This window comes from Sphingobium sp. VMM, assembly GCF_056790315.1.
Genome location: NZ_JBXGSI010000003.1, coordinates 36,148 through 58,371 on the forward strand (window position 1 = coordinate 36,148; position 22,224 = coordinate 58,371).

Sequence of the window (22,224 nt, forward strand, 5' to 3'; positions counted from 1 at the left end):
CTTCGCCCCCATGATGCACCACCCACGCGCCGGTAACGCGCCATGGCAGGTTCGACAGACGCGCCCGGCGCGCGCCGACAAGGCCCCACCCGCGCACCTGCGCAGCGACAGCGACGCCCCCGTCGCGCGCCAGTTGCATGGATAGCGGAGGCAGGATGAGCGGCAGCGTCATGCCCCAGCTTAGAGCAGGGCAGATCTGTAGGACAGCGGCATGCGGGATTGGCGGATCGAGTTTCGATCAAGCACCGCCCATCCCATCATCGTCACCCTGAACTTGTTTCAGGGTCCATTCCTCCCAATAGACCAATGGTTTGTTAGGCTTGATGGATGCTGAAACAAGTTCAGCATGACGTCGGTGGGATGGCCGTAAGCCACCCCCCCCGGTCACGCCGCCGGATCGGACTCCGCCGGCTTCTGCGCGCGCTGTTCGTCGACAAATTCGCTGATCGCCTTGCCGCTGGCGTTGAGCAGCGGATAGGTGCGGGCGTCGGACAGCCAGTCGGGGCGGCGTGCGCCGCTACCGTAGAATGTGTCATAGACCAGGGAGAAGGCGAGGAAGACCAGGGTCGCGCCGATCAGGCCCTTGATCGCACCGAAGCCGCCGCCCAGCACCCGGTCGATCGGGCCGAGCACCGACTGACGGGTGCGCTGGCCAATCGCGCGGGCGAGCAGCTTGCCCGCGCCAAAGGTGATGGCGAAGATCAGGAAGAAGGCCAGAACCGCCGCCCCGCTCTCGCTGCCGACGAAGCTGGTCAGCAATTCGGTGACCGAGGCGTGGAACAGGCTGATCGCGAAGATGCCCGCGACCCAGGCGATGAGCGAGAGGGTTTCGGTCACGAACCCGCGCAGCAGGCCGAATATGGCGCAACCGCCGATGAGGAGGAGGACGAGGATATCGACGGCGTTCATGCCGCGCTGGCTATCCGCGCCCGAGCATCTGGTCAACCAGCTGTGCAAGGGTGCGGAAGCCGCTGACCGAAATCCCCTTCACCCCGTCCGCGCCCGACGCCGGCACGAAGGCGCGATTGAAGCCCAGTTTCGCCGATTCCCGGAGCCTGAGCGGCGTGTGCGAGACGGGCCTGATCTCGCTCGACAGCGCAATCTCGCCGAACAGCACGACATCGGCGGGCACCGGCCGTTCCGACAAGGCCGACATCAAAGCGGCGGCGACGGCCAGGTCGGCGGCCGGATCGGACAGGCGATAGCCGCCCGCGACATTGAGATAGACTTCGCAGGTCGAGAAGCTGAGGCCGCAGCGCGCCTCCAGCACGGCGAGGATCATGGCTAGCCGGCCGCTGTCCCAGCCGACCACCGCGCGCCGAGGCGTCGCCCCGCTCGACAGCCGCACCACCAGCGCCTGGATCTCGACCAGCACCGGCCGCGTTCCTTCGAGCGCGGGGAAGACGGTGGCGCCCGTCACCGTCTCGTCGCGATTGGTGAGGAACAGGGCGGATGGGTTGGCGACCTCCTCCAGCCCCTCGGCCACCATCGAGAAGACGCCGATCTCGTCCGTGCCGCCAAAGCGGTTCTTGATCGCGCGCAGGATGCGATATTGGTGGCTGCGCTCACCCTCGAACGCCAGCACCGTGTCGACCATATGTTCCAGCACGCGCGGGCCGGCGATGCTGCCATCCTTGGTGACATGGCCGACCAGGATCAGCGCGGTGCCGCGCTGCTTGGCGAATTTGATCAGTTCCTGGCTCGATGCGCGCACCTGGCTGACGGTGCCGGGCGCGCCCTCGATCAGGTCGCTGTGCATGGTCTGGATCGAATCGATGATGAGCAGCGCGGGCGGCACGCCGTCGCTGAGCGTCGTCAATATATCGCGCACCGATGTCGCGCTCGCCAGTTGCACCGGGGCGTTGCCAAGGCCCAGCCGCTGGGCGCGCAGCCGCACCTGGTCCGACGCTTCCTCCCCGCTGATATAGGCGACGGTCAGCCCGCGCGAGGCGACCCGCGCCGCCGCCTGCAGCAACAGGGTCGACTTGCCGATGCCCGGATCGCCGCCGATCAGCGTCGCCGATCCCGGCACGATGCCGCCGCCCAGCGCCCGGTCGAACTCGGCGATGCCGGTGCTGGTGCGCGCGGGCAGTTCCACCTTGCTGTCGAGGCCGATGAGCGTGATCGCCCGGCCGCCGCCCTGCAGGTCATGCTTGGCGGAAAAGACGGTCTCGGCCGCTTCCTCGACGATGCTGTTCCATTCGCCGCAGTCATCGCACTGCCCCTGCCACCGGCCGGAGACGGTGCCGCATTGCTGACAGACGAATTTGCGCTTTGCCTTGGCCATCGCCCACGCATAACAGAACATAAAAGGAACACAAACGCGATCTTGCATCGAGGCTGGAAACCCCCGCGCCGCTAGCGCATTGAAGCAGCATGTCCGCCACGATCCGCGTCGCCAGCTATAATATCCGCAAGGCCATCGGTACCGACCGCCGCCGCTCGCCCGAGCGGGTGATCGACGTGCTGAACGAGGTGGATGCCGACATCATCGCGCTGCAGGAGGCCGACCGGCGCTTCGGCATACGCTATGCCGCGATCCCGCCGCTGCTGCTCGACCGCCAGAGCGGCTACAAGCCGGTGCCACTCAATGTCCAGACCGATAGCATGGGCTGGCACGGCAATGCCATCATCGTCCGCAAGGAGGCGGAAGTCGCCGCCTATGACGTGCTGCACTTGCCCTGCCTGGAGCCGCGCGGCGCGACCATGGCGGAGGTCGCGATCAAGGGCGCGACCCTGCGCGTGTTCGGCATGCATCTCGACCTGTCGGGCCTGTGGCGGCGCAAGCAGGCGGCGGCCGTGATCCATGCCGCGGCGCAGGGTCATGCCCTGCCGACGGTATTGATGGGCGACCTCAACGAATGGAGCGCCGAACGCGGCTGCCTGGCCGACTTTGCCCGCCATTACAGCTTTGCGCCCTGCGGCCGCAGCTTCCACGCCCGCCGCCCGGTCGCCCGGCTCGACCGGATCATGCATTGCGGCCGCATCCGCCTGGTCGACAGCGGCGTCCACGAAAGCGCCGCCGCGCGCAAGGCGTCGGACCATCTGCCGATCTGGGCGGAGTTCCGGGTCGGGTAAAAGCGGGCGCGTGTTGGGGATGGCTGAGGGTCTGAAGACGACCAAATGCAGACGGCTACGGGCGCAACGCTATCGTTCGAAAGCGGCCATCCTTCTTCCGTCACCCCAGCGAACGCTGGGGTCTCAGGCGGTGGCGAAATAGGCTTGGGAAAGCGCCCAGTCCTACCGTTTTGCACCTCCGCCTGAGATGCTAGCCTTCGCTGGCATGACGGTTAAAAACGACCAGTTTTTGCCGCTAATCGAAACTATCGCCTTGCCCATGAGCTGACATTGCGGCGCCCCATCGTGGGGCGCATATTACTGATATGAAAAAGCGTAATCTGCTCGCCGCGACCGTTATTTATATCCTTACTGCCTTTATGGTTGTTGTAATCTCGGCGATGATGGCGGGTGATTGCTCAACAGCCTTGACCGATGAAGTTTATCGGTCCTGCTCAGCCAGAGCGGATGGCAGATTGTTCTATGGTTTTATAGCTTCGTTGGGCCTTTATCCGATATTCCTTGCACTCTGCATTCGACGATCAAAGCGACGGAACCCCTGAAGCGGCTTTCGACCAGAAGCGGACGTTCCCTACTCCCCTCCCTTCCAGGGAGGGGCCGGGGGTGGGTGCGCCGCGTAGCGGCGGTCTACGGTCGATAGGGCAGAAGCTCGCTACGCTCGCAACCCACCCCACCCCCTCCCTGGAAGGGAGGGGCTATGTCTTGTTCCCACCCCCTTTCGTCATTCCCGCGCAGGCGGGAATCCATCCCCTGACCTTGCATCTGGTCCGACGCTGTGGAGATGGATCCCCGCCTGCGCGGGGATGACGGTGGAAAACAGGCCGTTGCTTAGCCACCCACCCCGCCATCCCCCCTTCCCGCTTTCGGACAGGGGGTGGGACATTCCGCCTCTCGACAAGGCGGCCTGGCTTTGCGATCCCTATCCCCATGAGGGAGAAGGAATTACGCCTCGCGCTCGTCTGCTATGGCGGGATCAGCCTGGCCGTCTACATGCACGGCATCACCAAGGAAATCTGGCACCTGACGCGGGCGAGCCGGGCCTTTCATGACGGGGTGGCGCTGCAGGGGGCGAGCGAGGCGGTCTATCATCGGCTGCTCGCCGATATCGAGGCAGCGAGCGGCACGCGGCTGCGCATCCTACCCGACATCATCGCCGGCGCCAGCGCGGGCGGGATCAACGGCATCTTCCTGGCCCAGGCGATCGAGACCGGCCAGTCGCTGGAGCCACTCACTGCGCTGTGGCTCGACAATGCCGATGTCGACGAACTGCTCGATCCCGACGCCCGCCCCGCCCGCGCGCTGACCAAATTCTGGGCGACGCCGCTGGTGTGGATGGCCGCGCGCCGGCCCGGCGACGCGGTCGAGCGCACGGTGGCGCCCGACACGCGCGAGGAGGTGCGGATGAAATTGTCGCGCTTCATCCGCTCGCGCTGGTTCGAGCCACCCTTTGGCGGGGAAATATTCTCGACCATGCTGCTCGACGCGTTCGACGCGATGGCGGCGACGCCGGCCGGCCCGTCGCTGCTGCCCGACGGCCATCCGCTCGACCTGTTCGTCACCGTCACCGATTTCGACGGCCATGTGCAGAGCCTGAGCCTCAACAGCCCACCCCAGGTGATCGAGACCGAGCATCGGCTTTCGATCGGCTTTCGCGGCCGGGGCGGCAGCGCCAGCGGCTTTGCCGATCCGGCCGAACTGGTCTTTGCCGCGCGCGCCACTGCCAGCTTCCCCGGCGCCTTTCCGCCCTTCACCGTGCGCGAACTGGACCGGGTATTGAAGCGCCGCCACCGCGCCTGGCCCGGCCGCGACGCCTTCCTGGCGCGCGTGCTGCCGCGTCGGGCGGCACGGGGCGAGGCGGAGGACGCGGTGCTGATCGACGGATCGGTGCTGGCCAACGCCCCCTTTGCCCAGGCGATCGGCGCGCTCAAGAACCGGCCGTCGCGGCGCGAGGTCGACCGCCGCTTCGTCTATATCGATCCCAAGCCTGGCCACCGGTCGATCCACCTCAATCGCGAGGGCGAGGAGGAAGCCGCGCCGATCGGCGAGAATGCGCCGCTGCCCGGTTTTTTCCGCACCATCTTCGGCGCGCTGTCGGACATTCCACGCGAGCAGCCGATCCGCGACAATCTGGAGGCGATCGACCGCCATTCCGCCCGCATCCGCCGCATGGGCCGGATCATCCAGGCGCTGCGCCCCGGTATCGAAGCGGAGGTGGAGGGGGCGATCGGCCGCATGCTGTTCCTCGACCGGCCAACGCCGGCGCGCCTGTCCGCCTGGCGCGGCAAGGCGCAGCAGCGCGCCGCCGCATCGGCCGGATTCGCCTTCCCTGCCTATGCCCATCTCAAGCTGTCGGGCATCGTCGAGGATCTGGCCGCGCGCCTGTTCCAGCTGAGCGGCGAGGATGCGCCGATGATGCGCGAAGCCTATCGCCAGGCGATCTGGAGGCAGGTGCGCGCGATCGGCGCCGACCAGTTGACCGAGGATGCCGGCTCCGCCGCCGCGCCCGTCCTCTTCTTCCGCACCCATGACCTCCCCTTCCGCATCCGCCGGCTGCGCTTCCTGGCGCGGCGGCTGGCCGAGACGCTGGAACTGGAGGCCGATGCCGACAGCGAAGCGGTGCAGGCGATGCACGACGTCATCTATCGCGCGCTCGCCCTCTATACCGAATGCGAGGGCAATGATTTCTACAATGATCATGTCCGCGCCGCCGCGGCGCAGGTGCCGACCGACGCCGGTGCCGCGCTGGAGGCGATGGCGCAGGCGCGCGGCCTGCGCGCCCGCGACGAAGCCGCCGACATGCTGCTGGCCGAGGCGCTCGCCAACCTGCCCAAGGCCGGGCGCCGCACCATGTTGCTGGCCTATCTCGGCTTCCCCTTCTCCGACATCGCGACCTTACCGTTGCTTCAGGGTGACGCTGTCGATGAATATGATCCGATCAAGGTCGACCGGATTTCGCCCGAAGATTGCACGGCAATCCGCGCCGGCGGCGCCAACGCCACGCTAAAAGGCATAGAATTCAACAATTTTGGTGCCTTCTTCAGCCGGGTCTATCGGGAGAATGACTATCTGTGGGGCAGGCTCCATGGGGTGGAGCGTCTGCTGGATATCGTAATTTCCGCAATTCCTGCCCCAACCCGTCTTCCCGAAGGGGCGTTGCGCAACTATAGGCGGGCGGCGTTTCTGGCGATCCTCGATGAGGAAGAGTCGCGCTTGCCGCATGTTGCGGATCTGATCGCCGGACTGCGGGAGGAAATCGGGTGAAGGGGCGTTTGAAGCTGTTTCCGATGATGCTGGCGCTGGTGCTCGTCACCGGCTGCAAGGGCTCGTCCGATGACAGCGCACAGGCCGCCCCGGTCAGCACGCCGCAGCAGGTGGCAGTTGCCGTCGTCCAGCCCGATCCGCCCGCCGTCCTGCCCTCGCGCCCGGCGCCGATCGTCACCGTCGGCCCGCCCGGCCCGACCAATTCGCTCGACCTGCCGCCGTCCAGCAACGCGGCCCAGCCCGCCCCCTTCCCGCGCGAAGTCACCGCCTTCATGGTCGATCGCGACAGTTGCGACCATTTCCGCGGCGAGGAACCCTATGATGCGGAACGGCGCGCCTATATCGAGGAAAGCGTCGCCGAACTCTGCTCCGGCACCGACGCGAAGCTGGCCTTGCTGCGCAAGCGCTACGAAAAGATGCCGGACGTCATCAGCGCACTGAGCAGCTATGACGCCCGGATCGAGGGCGAGGAACCCTGAGGCCGCCTCGCCCGCACTAGCGCCATACGGTCAGGCGGCGACCGCCAGGCAGGCTTCCCTGATGTCGCGGGCCAGTTCGTCGACCCGCTCCACCTGCGCATCCCAGGCAAACATGAATCGCGCGCCGCCGCCGATGAAAGTGTAGAAACGCCAGCCACGCGCGCGCAGCGCGTCCAGCACCGGCGCGGGGGCCGACAGGAACAGCGCGTTGGCCTCCACCGGGAAGATCGGGCTGACATCGGGCAGGTCGGCGATCGCCGCCGCCAGTCGACGCGCGCAATCATTGCCGTGGCGGGCGTTGCGCAGCCAGGCGCCGCTTTCCAGCAAGCCGATCCAGGGCGCCGACAGGAAACGCATCTTCGACGCCAGTTGCCCCGCCTGCTTGCAGCGATAGTCGAAATCCTGCGCCAGCGCGCGGTCGAAGAAGATCACCGCCTCGCCCACGGCCATGCCATTCTTGGTGCCGCCAAAGCAGAGCACGTCGACGCCCGCCTTCCAGCTGATCTCCGCCGGATCGCAGCCCAGGCTGGCGCAGGCATGGGCAAAGCGCGCGCCGTCCATATGCAGTTTCAGCCCCAGTTCGCGGCACACGGCAGAAATCGCGCGCACTTCCTCGACAGTGTAGACAAGACCGGTCTCGGTCGGCTGGGTGATGGTGACGACGCGCGGCTTGGGAAAATGGATGTCGGATCGGCTGGTCGCGAGCTGCCGGATCGCGTCGGGCGTCAGCTTGCCGTCGGCCGAGGGCGCGGCAAGCAGCTTCGACCCGTTGGAGAAGAATTCGGGCGCGCCGCATTCGTCGGTCTCGACATGGGCGGCGGCCGAACAGATCACGCTATGATAGGATTGGCACAGCGCCGCGAGCGCCAGCGAATTGGCGGCGGTGCCGTTGAAGACGAAGAAGACCTCCGCATCGCCGCCGAACAGGGTACGGAAATTGTCCGCCGCGCGCTGCGTCCATTCATCCTCGCCATAGGCCGTCGCCGATCCGCTGTTCGCCGCGAGCATCGCGTCGAGCGCCTCGGGGCAGGCCCCGGCATAATTGTCGCTGGCAAATTGCTGTGTGGAAATGGGCACGTCATGCTTCCGTCTGCTGGTGTGTGACCAAGCATCGGATCAACGTCGTCGTGGCTGCATGTCCCGTTGGATTGCCGGTCCGGCCACATCCCCCTCTTTCGAAAGGCACCACCTTGCTCGGGGAGCAGGTTGGTGTCGGACGTTGGCCCGACTCTTGATGTTGCCGGGCGATTATCGGCCGGGCGATGCCGCGTCAAGCGTCAGCGCAGCAGCGCCTCTATCCCCTTCGCCAGATCGATGTCTCGCTGCGACAGGCCGCCGGCATCATGGGTGGTGAGCGTGATTTCGACCCGATTATAGACGTTCGACCATTCGGGATGATGGTCGGCCTTTTCCGCCAGCAGCGCGACGCGCGTCATGAAGCCGAAGGCGGCGACGAAGTCGGGAAAGGTGAAGCTGCGCGCAATCCCGTCCGGTTCGGCTACCGCCGTCCATTCGGGCAAATCCGCCAGCGCGATCGCCCGTTCCGTTTCGTTCAGTCTGGCAAGCATTTCTCTATCCTGCGTTATTTCTTTCGCCTATGTGACAGCCATGCCTGACACTGGTCAATCGTTCCGCTTCGCCCCTACCCCACAGGAAATCGAGACACTCGCGCTGGAGGCCCTGAGCCGCCTGCCCGAGCCCTTCCGTTCCTATCTCTCCAATGTCGTGATGCTGGTGGAGGATTTTGCCGACGCCGATATCCTGAAGGAGATGGAGATTGACGACCCGTTCGGCCTGACCGGCCTCTATAGCGGCCGTCCCTTCGGGCAGGAGGCTCAGACCGGCGACCTGCCGCCGACCGTGCATCTTTTCCGCCGCCCGCTGCTCGACGAATGGGTCGAAACCGGCGTGCCGCTCGAAGCGCTCATCACCCATGTCGTGGTGCATGAAATCGGCCATCATTTCGGCCTGTCGGACATCGACATGCATGTGCTGGAGGATATGGTCGCCCCATGAGCGGCGCGGCGCTGCGCCTGTCGGGCCTGGCCTGTCTGCGCGGCGGACGCCTGCTCTTTGCCGGCGTCGACCTGGTGCTGGCGTCCGGTGGCAGCGCCTTGCTGCACGGCGCCAACGGCATCGGCAAGTCGAGCCTGCTGCGCCAGTGCGCCGGATTGCTGCCCGCCTACGCCGGAACCATCGACCGCCAGGGCGGCGTCGCGCTGGCCGACGAGCGGCTGGCGCTCGACATGGAATTGCCGCTCCACCGCGCACTCAGCTTCTGGGCACGGCTCGATCGGGTGGATGCGGCCGCGCTCGACCGCGCACTCCTCGCCATGGCACTCGCCCCCTTGCGCGACGTGCCGGTGCGCATGCTTTCCACCGGCCAGCGCAAGCGCGCCATGCTCGCCCGCGTGATTGCCAGCGGCGCGGATATCTGGCTGCTCGACGAACCGGCCAATGGCCTGGACGATGCGTCGGTCGCGCTGCTCGGCGCGGCGGTGGCGGACCATCTGGCGGCCGGTGGCATCGTCGTCGCCGCCTCGCACCAGCCATTGCCGCTGACCGATCCGGTGCGGATCGAAATGGCCGCCCATGTGCCGGACCCGGCGCAGGAGGCGTCATGCGACTGATCGCCCTGCTCGTCGCCCGCGACCTGGGACAGGCCTGGCGCTCGGCCGGGCTGTGGCTGCCGGTCGCCTTCCTGCTGCTGGTCGCCAGCCTCTATCCCTTCGCGGTCGGTCCCGACGCCGCCCTGCTCGCCCGCACCGGCGGCGGCATGCTGTGGATCGCGGCCCTGCTCGCCAGCCTGTTGCCGGTCGACCGGCTGGTCGCGCCCGATCGCGACGCCGGCATCCTGGACCAGATCGCGCTGCGCGGCATCAGCGAGGAGATGGTGGTGATCGCCCGGCTGATCGCCCATTGGCTGGGTTTCGGCCCGCCGCTGATGATCGCCGCCCTGCCCGCCGCCGCGCTGCTGAAGCTGGACGGCGCCACGATCCTGACGCTGGAGGCCGGGCTGCTGATCGGCACGCCCGCGCTTGCCGCGCTCGGCCTGCTGGTGGCGACGCTGACCGCCGGACTGCGCTCGTCGGGCGCGCTGGCGGGCCTGCTCGCCCTGCCGCTGGCGGTGCCGCTGCTGATCTTTGGCGCGGGCACTTTGGGCGATGGCAGCGGCGCCGCGTTCAAATTCCTGGGCGCCGCCTCCCTGCTGCTGGTCGCGATCACGCCGATCGCGGGCGGCGCGGCGATCCGCGCGGGTCGGGAATGAGGTTTGTGCAACGCGCAAGGCGTTGACATTGGCGGGCCGCAATGGTCCCATGCTGCATCGCAACAAACTCCGACAGCGGGGCATCCCCGCCAAGCGCGAGGTGCCCGATGCCCGATCCGACTGCCGCACCGGAAAGCCGCCTGATCGACCTGGCCCTGCAGGGCGGCGGCGCCCATGGCGCCTTCACCTGGGGCGTGCTCGACCGCCTGCTGGAGGAACCCTGGCTGCGGATCGACGGCATATCGGGCACGTCGGCCGGGGCGATGAACGCGGCCGTGCTGGCCAGCGGCTATGCCCATGGCGGCGCGCCGGGCGCCCGCCGCGCCCTCACCCGCTTCTGGAGCAAGGTGTCGGACGGGGCGATGTTCAGCCCGTTCCGCCGCAGTCCGCTCGACATAGCGCTCGGCCGCTGGACGCTCGATTATTCGCCACTCTATGTCGGCATGGACCTGATGGCGCGGCTCTGCTCGCCCTATGATCTCAATCCGGGCGGGTTCAACCCGCTGACCGACATCCTCAACGAATGCGTCGATTTCGACCATCTTGCCGCCAGCCCGATCCGCCTGTTCATCACCGCGACCAGCGTGCGCACCGGCCAGGCCCGCGTGTTCCGCAATGCGGAGATCACCCCCGACGTGCTGCTCGCCTCCGCCTGCCTGCCGACCATGTTCCACGCGGTCGAGATCGATGGCGAGGCCTATTGGGACGGCGGCTATTCGGGCAATCCGACGCTGACGCCGCTGGTGCGCGACTGCGATTCGGACGACACCATCCTGATCCAGGTAAACCCGGTCGAGCGCGCCACCGACCTCTATGCCGCACGCGACATTGCCAGCCGATTGAACGAGATTTCCTTCAATGCCGTGCTGTTGCAGGAAATCCGGATGATGGCGCTGCTGCGCCAGGTCGCCGACCCCGGCCATGGCGAGGGCGAGAAATGGGCGAAGATGCGCATCCACCGCATCGCCAGCGCCGACATGCTGCAATTCGGCCATTCGTCCAAGCTGAACGCCGAATGGGCTTTCCTGTGGAAGCTCAAGAAGATCGGGCGCAAGGCGGCGGACGATTTCCTGAAGGAGCATGGCCAGGCGATCGGCCGGGAATCGACGCTCGATATCGACGCGCTGCTCGCCCATGTCTGAGGCATTGAGCTTCCTAGGCATATTGGTCGCGCTCGGCGCGCTGATCGCCATGGCCTATCGCGGCTGGAGCGTACTGTTCCTCGCCCCGGCGCTGGCGATGATCGCCGCCAGCTTTTCGGGCTATCCGATGCTGGCGAGCTGGACCCAGATCTTCATGGTCGCCGCCGCCGGCTTCCTCGCCCAGTTTTTCCCGCTCTTCCTGCTCGGCGCGATCTTCGCCAAGCTGATGAACGACAGCGGATCGGTGCGCACCATTGCCGACGCCATGATCGGCTGGCTGGGGTCCGGCCGCGCGATCATGGCGGTGGTGCTGGCCGGCGCGATCCTGACCTATGGCGGGGTCAGCCTGTTCGTCGCCTTCTTCGTGCTGGTGCCAATGGCGCAGGCGCTGTTCCGCGCCGGCAACATCCCCCGGCGGCTGGTGCCGGCTACCATCATCCTGGGCACATCGACCTTCACCATGACCGCCCTGCCCGGCACGCCGGCGATCCAGAATGTCATTCCCATGCCCTTCTTCGGCACCTCCATCTATGCGGCGCCGGGCCTGGGCCTGATCGCCGCGGTCATCATGCTGGCGGTGGGCCTGGGCTGGCTGCTGCGGGCACAGGCGGCCGCCGCCGCCCGGCAGGAGGGCTATGATCCCAGCCTGTCCCCCGTGGCGCCGGTCGACAGCGCGCGGATGCGCGAGCATACGACGACGGCCTCCACCTTCGACCCCGCAGAGATGGACAAGGGTGCGCCCACCGACGACCGCCCTTCGCTCGGCATCGCCTTCCTGCCGATCGGCGTGATGATCGGCTGCAACCTCATCCTCTCGCTCTGGCTGTTCCCGACCTGGGACGCGCCCTTCCTCGCGGAACCGTTATGGGGCAGCGCCAGCCTGGGCGCGGTTGCGGGCATATGGTCGGTGACGGCGGCACTGATGATCGCGACGCTCGCCATCATCCTGTGCAACCGGGCGCGCCTCGTCAGCCTGCGCGACAGCATCGATTCGGGCGCCAACGCCGCCGTGCTGCCGATCATCAGCGTGGCGAGCCTGGTCGGCTTCGGCGCGGTGATCGCCGCGCTGCCAGCCTTCCACATGATCCGTGACTGGGTGCTGGGCATGGGCGGCGGGCCACTGGTATCGCTGGCGGTGGCGACCAACCTGCTCGCCGCGCTCACCGGATCGGCATCGGGCGGGCTCACCATCGCGCTGGAGGCGCTGGGGCCGACCTATATGGACATCGCCGCGCGAACCGGCACCGACCCCGCCATCATGCACCGTGTGGCCGTGATCGGGTCCGGCACGCTCGACATATTGCCGCATAATGGCGCGATCGTCACCCTGCTGGCGCTGAGCGGCGTTACCCACCGCGAATCCTATCTGGATATCGCCATGGCCGGCATCGTCAGCTCGCTTGCGGCGCTGGTCGCCGTGATCCTGATCGGGTCGACGCTGGGCAGCTTCTGATCCCTTCGCCCCTTGGCCGGGTCGACAGGCGCGCGCGCATCGGCCATGGGCTGCGCCATGTTCGGCATTATCGCATCCCTGTTGTTCGTCCTGATCTGGTCCACCGGTTTCATCGTCGCCCGCGCGATGGTGCCCCACGGCGCACCCGAGCTGATCCTGGCCGCGCGCCTGTGCCTGACGGCGCTACTTCTGGGTGCGCTGGCGCTGCATGGCCGCCAGCCCTGGCCGCGCGGCCGGCAATTGGGGCTGCATCTGGCGGCGGGCGCGATGCTGCACGGCCTTTACCTCACGCTCAGCTGGTGGGCGGTCAGCCATGGCATGCCGGCCGGCATCATGTCGCTGCTGGGCGCGACCCAGCCGCTGATGGTCGCGGTCGCCAGCGTCGCGATCCTGGGCGAGCGCTTGCCCGCGCGCGCCTGGAGCGGCCTTGCCATCGCCATCCTGGGTGTCGGCTGCGTGCTGATGCCGGCGATCGCCAAGTCGGGTGCGGGCGCGATCACCCTGATCCCCGCCGTTGCCGGCATTGTCGCGGTGCTGGCGATGACCGGCGGCACGCTGATCCAGCTCGGCACGATCGGCGGCGATCCGATCTGGGTGTCGGGCGCGGTGCAGAATGCCGGCGGCGCGCTGGTGGCGATCGCCGCTACCCTGATCGTGGGCGAATGGCGCTGGGACAATAGCCCGATGATGTGGATCGGCCTCAGTTGGTCGGTGCTGGGCCTGTCGGCCGCCGGCCTGTCGCTGCTGGTCTGGCTGGTGCGCACCCAGGGGCCGACGCGCATGTCGATGCTGCTGCTGCTGGTGCCGCCGCTTGCCGCAGTCGAGGCCTGGCTGCTGTTCGGCGAGAAGCTCGGCCCGGTGCAGATCGCCGGCTTCGCGCTGGCGCTGGGCGGCGTGCTGCTCGGTCGGTCGCAGCCCAAGCGGACCGAGGTGGTGGAGCCGGCCTGAGCCGCCACCGCGCCGTCACAGGTTTGTCACATCCTGCAACATGGCGGTCATGATCGCGCGCTAGGGCGGGTCATGAGCAAATCCGGCCGCACCCCGCCGCTTCCCTCGATCCTCTCGCAGGCAGCGGACATGCAGATGCAGATGACCCTGCGCCAGGTCGGCTTTGGCGCGCCGTCCGCCAATGCCATGCCCCATGTGCCGCCCAAGCCGGCGCCAGCGCCCCGCGACGACAGCGCCCTTGCGCTCAAGCGGCGCGACTGGTTGTTGAACGTGATGGAACAGCAGCGCGCCCTGTCCCCCTACGCCTCCGGCCTGCTGACCGCCGACGCGCTGTCGGGCGAGGATTTCCTCCACAATTTCTATGCGCCCGGCCGCCCGGTCCTGATCAAGGGTGCGATGGAGCGCTGGCCCGCCCGCGTGAAATGGACGCCGGACTATCTGGCCGATGCCATTGGCGGGGCGGAAATCGAATATCAGGGCGGCCGCGCACAGGCCGCCGACTATGAGCTGGCCAAGGACCGGCACAAGCGCCGCGCGCCCTTTCGCCAGTTCATCGACCTGGTGCGCGACGGCGGCAATGACGCCTATCTGACCGCCTATAACAGCGCGGCGAACGGCCCGGCCCTCGCGCCGCTCCAGGCCGATCTCGGCCATCCCGACGCCTATCTGGCGCTGACGCCCGGCATGCTCTGGATCGGCGGCGCGGGCGCCTTCACCCCGCTGCATTTCGACCTCACCAACAATCTGCTGGCGCAGGTCACGGGCACCAAACATGTCATCCTGGTGCCGCCGTCGCAGACCGGCCGGCTGGCGCATAACCGCCATGTCTTCAGCGATGTCGGCGACCTGACCGATCCGGCGCGGCTGGCTCGATACCCGCGCGCCCGCGACGTGCTGCGCTACGAAGTGCGCCTGACGCCGGGCGACCTGCTCTTCATCCCGATCGGCTGGTGGCATCAGGTCCGGTCGGAAAGCTTCTCGACCATGCTGACCTACACGCATTTCCACTGGTCCAATGCGGGCCATGAAAATTATCCGAAGGATTAAAGCCTCTTATCCCTCCCGCAGCCGCTCATGATGGCGGATCACCTCGTCGATGATGAAGCGCAGGAACTTTTCGGTGAAGTCGGGATCGAGATTGGCGTCGAGCGCGAGCTGGCGCAGGCGCGAAATCTGGCGTTCCTCCCGGCCCGGATCGGCCGGCGGCAGGTCGTGGGTCGCTTTATACTCGCCGACGGCCTGGGTGACCTTGAACCGTTCCGCCAGCATGAAGACGAGCGCCGCGTCGATATTGTCGATGCTCTCGCGATAGCGCTTCAAAGTCTCGTCCACCTGGCATTCTCCACAGCGGCATCGCGGCGGGAAAAGGCGTGGCTTTTCCGTTACTGCGATGCGTCAATCAATCGTCCGGCGCGCTTTTTGCGCCATTGCGCCGCGCAGGCAAGCTATTCCCGCTTGCCATCTGCTTTTTGCCCCGCCAGAGGACGCTTGTCATGACTGCATCCTCCCCCGGCAACGTCCACCCGATCGGCCGCACCAGCGCCCCTTCGCTCGCTCCCATCATGGCGCTCGTCGCCGATGGCATGAACCAGGTGAACAGCGTGATCCTGGACCGGATGCAGTCGCGCATCCCGCTGATCCCGGAACTGGCCGGCCATCTGATCGCCGGCGGCGGCAAGCGGCTGCGGCCAATGCTGACGCTCGCCTGCGCCGACCTGGTCGGCTATGCCGGATCGCGCCATTACAAGCTGGCCGCATCGGTCGAATTCATCCACACTGCCACGCTGCTGCATGACGATGTCGTCGACGGATCGGGCCTGCGCCGCGGCCGCAAGACCGCCAATATCATCTGGGGCAACAGCGCCTCCGTGCTGGTCGGCGACTTCCTCTTCTCCCGCTCGTTCGAGCTGATGGTCGAGGCCGAGTCGCTCAAGGTGCTCAAGATCCTGTCGGGCGCATCGGCGATCATCGCCGAGGGCGAGGTCAACCAGCTGACCGCCCAGCGCAAGATCGACACCAGCGAAGAACAATATCTCGACATCATCGGCGCCAAGACCGCCGCTTTGTTCGCCGCCGCCTGCCGCATTTCCGCCGTGGTCGCCGACCGCAGCGAGGCGGAGGAACATGCGCTCGACGTCTATGGCCGCAATCTTGGCATCGCCTTCCAGCTGATCGACGACGCGATCGACTATGAATCGGACGGCGCCACCATGGGCAAGGATGCCGGCGACGATTTCCGCGATGGCAAGGTCACGCTGCCGGTGATCCTCGCCTATGCCCGCGGCTCGGACGAGGACAAGGCCTTCTGGAAGGCCGCGATCTCGGGCCATCGCATCAGCGACGAGGATCTGGCCCACGCCACGCAGTTGCTGCGCCAGACCGGCGCGATTGCCGACACGCTGGCCCGCGCCCGCCATTATGGCCAGCGCGCGATCGATGCGCTGGGCATGTTCGATGCCGGCAAGGCCAAAGCGGCCCTTACCGAAGCGGTCGAATTCGCGATAGCACGGGCGTACTGACGCATTTCCGAAGCGGATTTTAAGTCCGCTGCCCCGGAACATGCGGCAAGCCATAAGTTGAGGGAATGAACGGTTTCGCTCGTTTCCCCTTCCAATATCCGTTCGCCCTGAGCGAAGTCGAAGGGCAGAACTGAGCCACAGGCGAAGTTCCTTCGCTTCGCTCTGGTGCGGGCTTCGACGTCGCTCAGCCCGAACGGGGTAATATCGTGATCCTGTCCCCCGAAACCATCGCCTTCCTCATGGCCGCCGCCTTCATGGCCGGCTGCATCGACGCGATGGCCGGCGGCGGCGGCCTCATCGCCCTGCCCGCATTGCTCGCCGCCGGCGTACCGCCAGTGCCGGCGGTCGCCACCAACAAGCTGCAAAGCTGCCTTGGCACCTTCGGCGCCTGCGTCGCCTATGCCCGGCGCGGCCATATGGACCTCAAAACCTACAAGGGGCCGGTGATCGCCGCCTTCATCGGGTCGATCGGCGGCGCCTGGCTGCTGCAACGGGTCGATCCGTCGATCCTGGCCGGGCTGATGCCCGCGCTGCTGATCGCGATGGCGGCCTATTTCACCTTCTCGCCCAAGCTCAGCGATGCCGATCGCCATGCCCGCGTCGGCATGTGGGGCCTGTCCGGCATGATCGGCGTGGTCGGCTTCTATGACGGCTTTTTCGGACCGGGCGCCGGCGCCTTCTACACCACCATCTTCATCGCGCTGGGCGGCCTGTCACTGCTGCGCGCCACCGCCCAAACCAAGGCGGCCAATTTTGCGTCCAATGTCGCGGGATTGCTGACCATGGTGGCGGGTGGCCATGTCATCTGGATCGCGGGCCTCGCCATGGCGGTCGGATCGATCACCGGCGGCCAGATCGGATCGCACCTTGCCATGCGGTTCGGCTCGAAGCTGATCAAGCCGCTGCTCATCATCATGTCGCTGGCGCTGACGACCAAGATGCTGCTCGATCCGAAGAACCCGATCCACATCTATCTGTTCGGCTAGCCCCCCCTTCTCCGGGCATAGGGGATGTCCCCGCCGCTTCTCGGGATTATCCCCATGCAGCGTCGCGGCCCGCTCGCCGCTAGCCTCCCGTCCATCCATCAGGATCGGAGACTCGGCATGGCGAAGAAGCAACCCAACATCCTGGTCATTTTCGGGGATGACATCGGTTACTGGAACATCAGTTCCTTTGGCGGCGACACGATGGGGGTGGCCACGCCCAACATCGACCGGATCGGCCATGAAGGCATCCGCCTGACGTCCTTCTATGCCCAGCCATCCTGCACGGCCGGGCGCGCGGCGTTCATCACGGGACAGATGCCGGCGCGCACGGGCCTGACGACTGTTGGCTGCGCCGGCGCGCCGCAGGGCATGTCGGAAAAAGACCCCACAATCGCCCAAATCATGAAAATGGCAGGCTATGCCACGGCGCAGTTCGGCAAGAACCATCTGGGCGATCGCGAGGAGCATCTGCCCCATCGCCATGGTTTCGACGAGTTTTTCGGCAATCTCTATCACCTCAATGCCAATGAAGATCCGGAAGATCCCGATCGCCCGCAGACCAAGGAATTCGAACAGAAATGGGGCGTGCGCGGCATCGTGTCGGGAACCGCGGACGGCCCGACCAAGGATGAGGGCCAGCTGACAACGGAACGGATGAAGACGATCGATGACGAAATCGTCGCCAAGTCGTCCGATTTCATGGAGCGGCAGGTGAAGGCGGACAAGCCCTTCTTCATCTGGCACTGCGCCAGCCGCATGCATGTGTTCACGCATATGCTTGATGAGCGCAAGGGTGTCTCGCGGGCGTCCGAGGCCGACATTTATGGCGACGGCCTTGCCGAACATGATGGCCATGTCGGCCAGCTTCTAGCCAAGCTGGAGGACCTCGGCATCGTCGAGGACACGATCGTCGTCTACACCACCGACAATGGCGCATATCAATATATGTGGCCCGAAGGCGGCACGTCACCGTTCCGCGGCGACAAGGGCACGACCTGGGAAGGCGGCGTGCGTGTCCCCTGCGTCATCCGCTATCCGGGCAAGATTCCGGCCGGGCAGGTCAGCCCCGAAATCGTCGCGATGGAAGATTTCTTCATGACCTTCGCGGCGCTGGTCGGCATGCCGGACATCGACAAGAAGCTGAAGGCCGGGGTCGAGCATGACGGCAAGACCTACAAGGTGCATCTCGACGGCTATGACCAGACCGCGCTGTTCACCGGCAAGGGGCCGTCGGCCCGCAAACATTATTTCTATTATGACGAAACCAACCTGACGGCGGTCCGCTACGGCCCATGGAAGGTGACGATCGCAGCCAAGATGGAAGGCAAGTGGGATAACCCCCTTGTCCATCTCGGGCGACCGATGATCACCAACATCCTGATGGACCCGTTCGAGCGGCAATGGGGCGACGTCAATCGCAAGCTGGCCGAACATAAGGGCTGGGTATTGTTGCCGATCATCGACTTCATGACGAGGCATGTCATGACCTTCCAGGAGTTCCCGCCACGGCAGGAGGCCATGTCGGGCGACTTTTCCAAGCTGATCGAGAAGTTCAAGGAACACGCAGCGCAGGATTGAAGTCAGGGGCTGCCGCAGACAAGCCTGCGGCAGCCCCTTTGCCTTTTGAACAGGAAGCGCTTGCCGTGCCGTCCGCCCCGACCGGCACAACATCGCTCGGGACCACAGCCCTCCCTTCCCGACGCTCCAGGTCATGACCATTCCCCCATCGGGAAATTCGCCGACCACTGGATCATCGTAGACGTGCTCTGCTGTTCCAGGCCCAGGCCGCCGGCACGATAGCCGCACAGCCGACTTGTGGTCGCGGCGCATTGGCGTCAGAGGAACGGCCATGACCGCCCCTGCCCTGCCGATCCATGCCGTCCTGCCCGACCTGCTCGCCGCCCTGCGCGTGGGCAGCAATGCGGTGCTGGTGGCGCCGCCGGGTGCGGGCAAGACGACGGCGGTGGCGCCGGCGCTGCTCGACCAGCCCTGGTGCGAGGGGCAGGTGCTGCTGCTGTCGCCGCGCCGCCTTGCCGCTCGCGCCGCGGCCGAGCGGATTGCCGAGATGCTGGGCGAACAGCCCGGCGGCACGGTCGGCTATGCGACGCGGATGGACAGCAAGGTCAGCGCGAAAACGCGGCTGCTGGTGCTGACCGAAGGCATCTTCGTCCGCCGCATCCAGGATGATCCCGAACTGACGGGCGTGTCCGCCGTGCTGTTCGACGAAGTGCATGAGCGCAGCCTGGACAGCGACTTTGGCCTGGCGCTGGCGCTCGATGCGCAGGCGGCGCTGCGCCCGGACCTGCGCATCCTGCCGATGTCGGCCACGCTCGACGGCGCGCGTTTCTCCACCCTGCTCGATGGCGCACCGGTGATCGAGAGCGAGGGCAAGATCCAGCCGCTGGAGTTGCGCCATATCGGCCGCCATGCCGAAAAGCGGATCGAGGATGAGATGGCCGCCGCCATCCGCCGCGCGCTGGAGGAAGAAACGCAGGGCGACCTGCTCGCCTTCCTGCCCGGCGTCCGGGAAATCGAGCGCACCGCCGAACGGATCGAGGGTGGCGCGTTCGAGGTCCACATGTTGCACGGCTCGCTCGATCCGGCGGCCCAGCGCGCCGCCATCCGCCCCTCGCGCGAAGGGCGGCGCAAGGTAATCCTCGCCACCTCGATCGCCGAGACCAGCCTGACCATCGATGGCGTCCGCATCGTCGTCGACAGCGGCCTGGCCCGCCGCCCGCGTTACGACCGTGCCGCCGGCGTCACCCGCCTCGTCACCGAGCGCGCCAGCCAGGCGTCCGCCACCCAGCGCGCCGGCCGCGCCGCGCGCCAGCGGCCGGGTGTCGCCTATCGCCTGTGGGAAGCGGCGGCGACCGCGGGCATGCCGCCCTTCGACCCGCCCGAAATATTGGAAAGCGATCTTTCCAGCCTGCTGCTCGACTGCGCACTCTGGGGCGTCAGCGATCCGGCCAGCCTGCGCTGGCTCGACGCGCCGCCCACCGCTGCCGTCGCCGAGGCCGCCAAGCGACTGACCGCCCTGGAGGCGCTCGACGCCGATGGCCGCATCACGGCCCATGGCAAGGCGCTCGCCACCCTGCCGCTGGCGCCGCGCATCGCCCATATGCTGGTGCGCGCCGGTGAGCGCGGCCTTGCCCGCACCGCCGCCGAGATCGCAGTATTGCTGGGCGAACGCGGCCTTGGCGGGCAGGATACCGACCTCACTTTGCGGCTCCAGCGCTGGCGCCGCGAGGGCGGCAAGCGGGCCGAAGCCGGACGGGGATTGGCGAAGCGCTGGACGCGACTGGTCGATGCCCAGCCACCCGCAGAGGGCGGACTGCACGATGTCGGCCTCTGCCTTGCCCTTGCCTTTCCCGATCGCGTCGCCAAGCGCCGCTCCGCCGATGGCGCAGACTGGGCCAGCGTGGGCGGGCGCGGCTTCCGGCTCGATCCGCTCTCGCCGCTGGCCAGCGAAACCTGGCTGGCGGTGGGCGAAGTGCAGGGCAGCGCCGCCGGCGCGCGCATCCTGTCGGCCGCCCCGATCGGCGAGGCGGAGGTGATCGCCTTGTTCGGCGAGCGCATCGCCGAGCATCGCACGGTGAAGTTCCGCCCTGCCAATGGCGGGATAGAGGCGCTGCGGGAGCGGCGGCTGGGCGCGGTGCGCCTGTCCTCCGGCTCCGATGACCGGCCCGACCCCGACGCGGTGGCTGCCGCACTGCTCGATGGCGTGCGGCAGGGCGGCCTTGCCCTCCTCCCCTGGTCGGAGGCGGCGCAATCGCTGCGGATGCGGGCGGACTTTGCCGGGATCGAGGCGCTGTCCGACGCCGCCCTGATCGACACGCTGGACGAGTGGCTGCCGCCGCTGCTGGCGGGCAAACGCCGTCTGTCCGACATCGATCGATCGCAACTATCGGGCGTGCTCGAAACGCTGATCGGCTGGGATGGCAAGCAGCAGCTCGACCGGCTCGCCCCACCCGATTTCCGTTCGCCCGCCGGTTCCACCCATGCGATCGACTATGCGGCCGAGGGCGGCCCGCGCGTGGAATTGCGGGTGCAGGCGCTGTTCGGCCTGTCGCAGCATCCGACCGTCGGCAACCAGCGCATCCCGCTGGTCCTCTCGCTCACCTCCCCCGCCGGCCGGCCGATCCAGACGACGCGCGACCTGCCCGGCTTCTGGGCCGGCAACTGGCGCGACGTGGCGAAGGAAATGCGTGGTCGCTATCCCCGCCACCCCTGGCCCGACGATCCGGCGAGCGCCAATGCCACATTGCGCACCAAAAATGCGGATGCGCGCCGCAACTCTTGACTTCACGGCGACCGCTGGTGCAACGCACAATGACGATTTTACGGAGTTTCATCGCGATGACCGCGCGCATTTACCAGATCCAGAAGAACGCCCTCCAGTCCGGCAAGGCGCTGACTCACAAGTGGGTGCTGGAATATGCGCCCGCCGAAGCGAAGAAGGCCGATCCGCTGACCGGCTGGGCCGGCTCGGGCGACACCAAGCAGCAGCTGAAGCTCAGCTTCTCCTCGCAGGACGCCGCCGTCGCCTATGCCGAGCGCGAGAAGATCGCCTACACCGTCATCGCGACCCCGCCCAAGACGCTGAAAATTCAGGCCTACGCCGACAATTTCCGCTGACCCTCCCGCCCTTGCGGGGCTGGAATAGCAGAGCGCGGCGCGACACGGCGCGCCGCGAACAAGGCATTTTGCCCCAGATGCTGCCCGATTGACGCCTTATTCGCTTGCCAAAGAGCGGCGTGAGGCGGCAAAAGCCGTGCTTTCATGGAAAGATTGAAGAGATAATGACCGATCGCAGCGAGATTTTCGACAGCGTCGCAGCGCAGATCGCCCCCTTCAACAAGAAGGGCGTCGATCTGACCGAAGCCACCACCTTTGCCGGCGACCTGGAATGGGACAGCCTGACCGTGATGGATTTCGTCGCCGCCATCGAGGACGAGTTCGACATCATCATCACCATGAACATGCAGGCCGAGATCGAGACCGTGGGCCAGCTGGTCGACGCGGTCGCCAAGCTCAAGGCCGCCTGATTTAGATTTTTGCCGTTCGCCCTGAGCGAAGTCGAAGGGCGTTGC

General features: G+C 66.8%; 21 protein-coding genes and 1 riboswitch. Of the genes, 16 read left to right on the plus strand and 5 right to left on the minus strand.

What is annotated here, in order from left to right:
- Positions 1 to 384: 384 nt before the first annotated feature.
- A complete protein-coding gene (locus tag ACUCV3_RS04830; RefSeq protein WP_048937477.1) occupies positions 385 to 909 on the minus strand; it encodes a CvpA family protein in 525 nt (174 codons plus the stop codon).
- 10 nt (positions 910 to 919) lie between these two features.
- Positions 920 to 2,287 carry a DNA repair protein RadA gene (gene radA, locus ACUCV3_RS04835; protein WP_048937564.1) on the minus strand — a complete coding sequence of 456 codons (1,368 nt, stop codon included), beginning with the start codon at positions 2,285 to 2,287 and terminating at the stop codon, positions 920 to 922.
- A gap of 89 nt (positions 2,288 to 2,376) precedes the next feature.
- Here radA and ACUCV3_RS04840 point away from each other — a divergent pair, with 89 nt between their 5' ends.
- The 3 genes from ACUCV3_RS04840 (at position 2,377) to ACUCV3_RS04850 (ending at position 6,818) form a co-directional block, all read left to right on the plus strand.
- Positions 2,377 to 3,078 carry an endonuclease/exonuclease/phosphatase family protein gene (locus ACUCV3_RS04840; RefSeq protein WP_048937476.1) on the plus strand — a complete coding sequence of 234 codons (702 nt, stop codon included), beginning with the start codon at positions 2,377 to 2,379 and terminating at the stop codon, positions 3,076 to 3,078.
- Positions 3,079 to 4,005: 927 nt separating this feature from the next.
- Positions 4,006 to 6,339, plus strand: coding sequence for a patatin-like protein (locus ACUCV3_RS04845; protein ID WP_279729230.1), 2,334 nt, complete (start codon positions 4,006 to 4,008; stop codon positions 6,337 to 6,339).
- Positions 6,336 to 6,818: a superantigen-like protein SSL4 gene (locus tag ACUCV3_RS04850; RefSeq protein WP_279729231.1), complete on the plus strand. Its 483-nt coding sequence runs from the start codon at positions 6,336 to 6,338 to the stop codon at positions 6,816 to 6,818. Before ACUCV3_RS04845 ends, ACUCV3_RS04850 begins: the two co-directional genes overlap by 4 nt.
- Positions 6,819 to 6,848: 30 nt before the next feature.
- Here the strand turns inward: ACUCV3_RS04850 and ACUCV3_RS04855 are convergent, their stop codons facing one another.
- Both ACUCV3_RS04855 and ACUCV3_RS04860 read right to left on the minus strand, forming a co-directional pair.
- The gene (locus ACUCV3_RS04855; RefSeq protein WP_303758787.1) at positions 6,849 to 7,895 is read right to left on the minus strand and encodes a threonine aldolase family protein; all 1,047 of its coding nucleotides are present in this window, start codon (positions 7,893 to 7,895) and stop codon (positions 6,849 to 6,851) included.
- Between the two features lie 57 nt (positions 7,896 to 7,952).
- Positions 7,953 to 8,061: riboswitch (SAM-I-IV-variant riboswitch) on the minus strand.
- Between the two features lie 34 nt (positions 8,062 to 8,095).
- On the minus strand, positions 8,096 to 8,386 hold the full coding sequence (locus tag ACUCV3_RS04860; RefSeq protein ID WP_004207923.1) for a 4a-hydroxytetrahydrobiopterin dehydratase: 291 nt from the start codon (positions 8,384 to 8,386) through the stop codon (positions 8,096 to 8,098).
- Between the two features lie 40 nt (positions 8,387 to 8,426).
- On the opposite strand from ACUCV3_RS04860, the gene ACUCV3_RS04865 reads away from it, so the two are divergent.
- From ACUCV3_RS04865 to ACUCV3_RS04895, 7 genes are all read left to right on the plus strand, one after another.
- A complete protein-coding gene (locus ACUCV3_RS04865; RefSeq protein WP_004207924.1) occupies positions 8,427 to 8,834 on the plus strand; it encodes a metallopeptidase family protein in 408 nt (135 codons plus the stop codon).
- On the plus strand, positions 8,831 to 9,448 hold the full coding sequence (gene ccmA / locus ACUCV3_RS04870; protein WP_279729233.1) for a heme ABC exporter ATP-binding protein CcmA: 618 nt from the start codon (positions 8,831 to 8,833) through the stop codon (positions 9,446 to 9,448). The genes ACUCV3_RS04865 and ccmA overlap by 4 nt, the downstream gene beginning before the upstream one ends.
- Entirely contained in the window at positions 9,439 to 10,086 is a 648-nt protein-coding gene (locus ACUCV3_RS04875; protein WP_010336308.1) for a heme exporter protein CcmB, read from the plus strand. The genes ccmA and ACUCV3_RS04875 overlap by 10 nt, the downstream gene beginning before the upstream one ends.
- Positions 10,087 to 10,193: 107 nt before the next feature.
- Complete coding sequence (locus ACUCV3_RS04880) at positions 10,194 to 11,228, plus strand: patatin-like phospholipase family protein (RefSeq protein WP_279729234.1); 1,035 nt, start codon at positions 10,194 to 10,196, stop codon at positions 11,226 to 11,228.
- A complete protein-coding gene (locus ACUCV3_RS04885; RefSeq protein WP_279729236.1) occupies positions 11,221 to 12,681 on the plus strand; it encodes a GntP family permease in 1,461 nt (486 codons plus the stop codon). Before ACUCV3_RS04880 ends, ACUCV3_RS04885 begins: the two co-directional genes overlap by 8 nt.
- Positions 12,682 to 12,726: 45 nt before the next feature.
- On the plus strand, positions 12,727 to 13,629 hold the full coding sequence (locus tag ACUCV3_RS04890) for a DMT family transporter (RefSeq protein ID WP_279729250.1): 903 nt from the start codon (positions 12,727 to 12,729) through the stop codon (positions 13,627 to 13,629).
- Between the two features lie 72 nt (positions 13,630 to 13,701).
- Positions 13,702 to 14,676 carry a cupin-like domain-containing protein gene (locus tag ACUCV3_RS04895; protein WP_482240398.1) on the plus strand — a complete coding sequence of 325 codons (975 nt, stop codon included), beginning with the start codon at positions 13,702 to 13,704 and terminating at the stop codon, positions 14,674 to 14,676.
- A 6-nt stretch (positions 14,677 to 14,682) separates the two neighbouring features.
- Here the strand turns inward: ACUCV3_RS04895 and ACUCV3_RS04900 are convergent, their stop codons facing one another.
- Complete coding sequence (locus tag ACUCV3_RS04900; protein ID WP_004207932.1) at positions 14,683 to 14,961, minus strand: chorismate mutase; 279 nt, start codon at positions 14,959 to 14,961, stop codon at positions 14,683 to 14,685.
- A gap of 161 nt (positions 14,962 to 15,122) precedes the next feature.
- Between ACUCV3_RS04900 and ACUCV3_RS04905 the strand changes: the two genes are divergently transcribed.
- The 6 genes from ACUCV3_RS04905 (at position 15,123) to ACUCV3_RS04930 (ending at position 22,179) form a co-directional block, all read left to right on the plus strand.
- Entirely contained in the window at positions 15,123 to 16,148 is a 1,026-nt protein-coding gene (locus ACUCV3_RS04905; protein ID WP_004207933.1) for a polyprenyl synthetase family protein, read from the plus strand.
- A gap of 206 nt (positions 16,149 to 16,354) precedes the next feature.
- Positions 16,355 to 17,134 (plus strand): TSUP family transporter, encoded by a 780-nt coding sequence (locus ACUCV3_RS04910; protein WP_048937467.1) that lies wholly within the window; start codon positions 16,355 to 16,357, stop codon positions 17,132 to 17,134.
- Positions 17,135 to 17,251: 117 nt separating this feature from the next.
- Complete coding sequence (locus ACUCV3_RS04915; RefSeq protein WP_287428923.1) at positions 17,252 to 18,712, plus strand: arylsulfatase; 1,461 nt, start codon at positions 17,252 to 17,254, stop codon at positions 18,710 to 18,712.
- Between the two features lie 271 nt (positions 18,713 to 18,983).
- Positions 18,984 to 21,434 carry an ATP-dependent helicase HrpB gene (gene hrpB / locus ACUCV3_RS04920; RefSeq protein ID WP_279729240.1) on the plus strand — a complete coding sequence of 817 codons (2,451 nt, stop codon included), beginning with the start codon at positions 18,984 to 18,986 and terminating at the stop codon, positions 21,432 to 21,434.
- 56 nt (positions 21,435 to 21,490) lie between these two features.
- Positions 21,491 to 21,769 carry an ETC complex I subunit gene (locus ACUCV3_RS04925; RefSeq protein WP_004207936.1) on the plus strand — a complete coding sequence of 93 codons (279 nt, stop codon included), beginning with the start codon at positions 21,491 to 21,493 and terminating at the stop codon, positions 21,767 to 21,769.
- Positions 21,770 to 21,933: 164 nt separating this feature from the next.
- Positions 21,934 to 22,179 carry an acyl carrier protein gene (locus ACUCV3_RS04930; RefSeq protein ID WP_279729241.1) on the plus strand — a complete coding sequence of 82 codons (246 nt, stop codon included), beginning with the start codon at positions 21,934 to 21,936 and terminating at the stop codon, positions 22,177 to 22,179.
- The last annotated feature ends 45 nt before the right edge of the window (positions 22,180 to 22,224 follow it).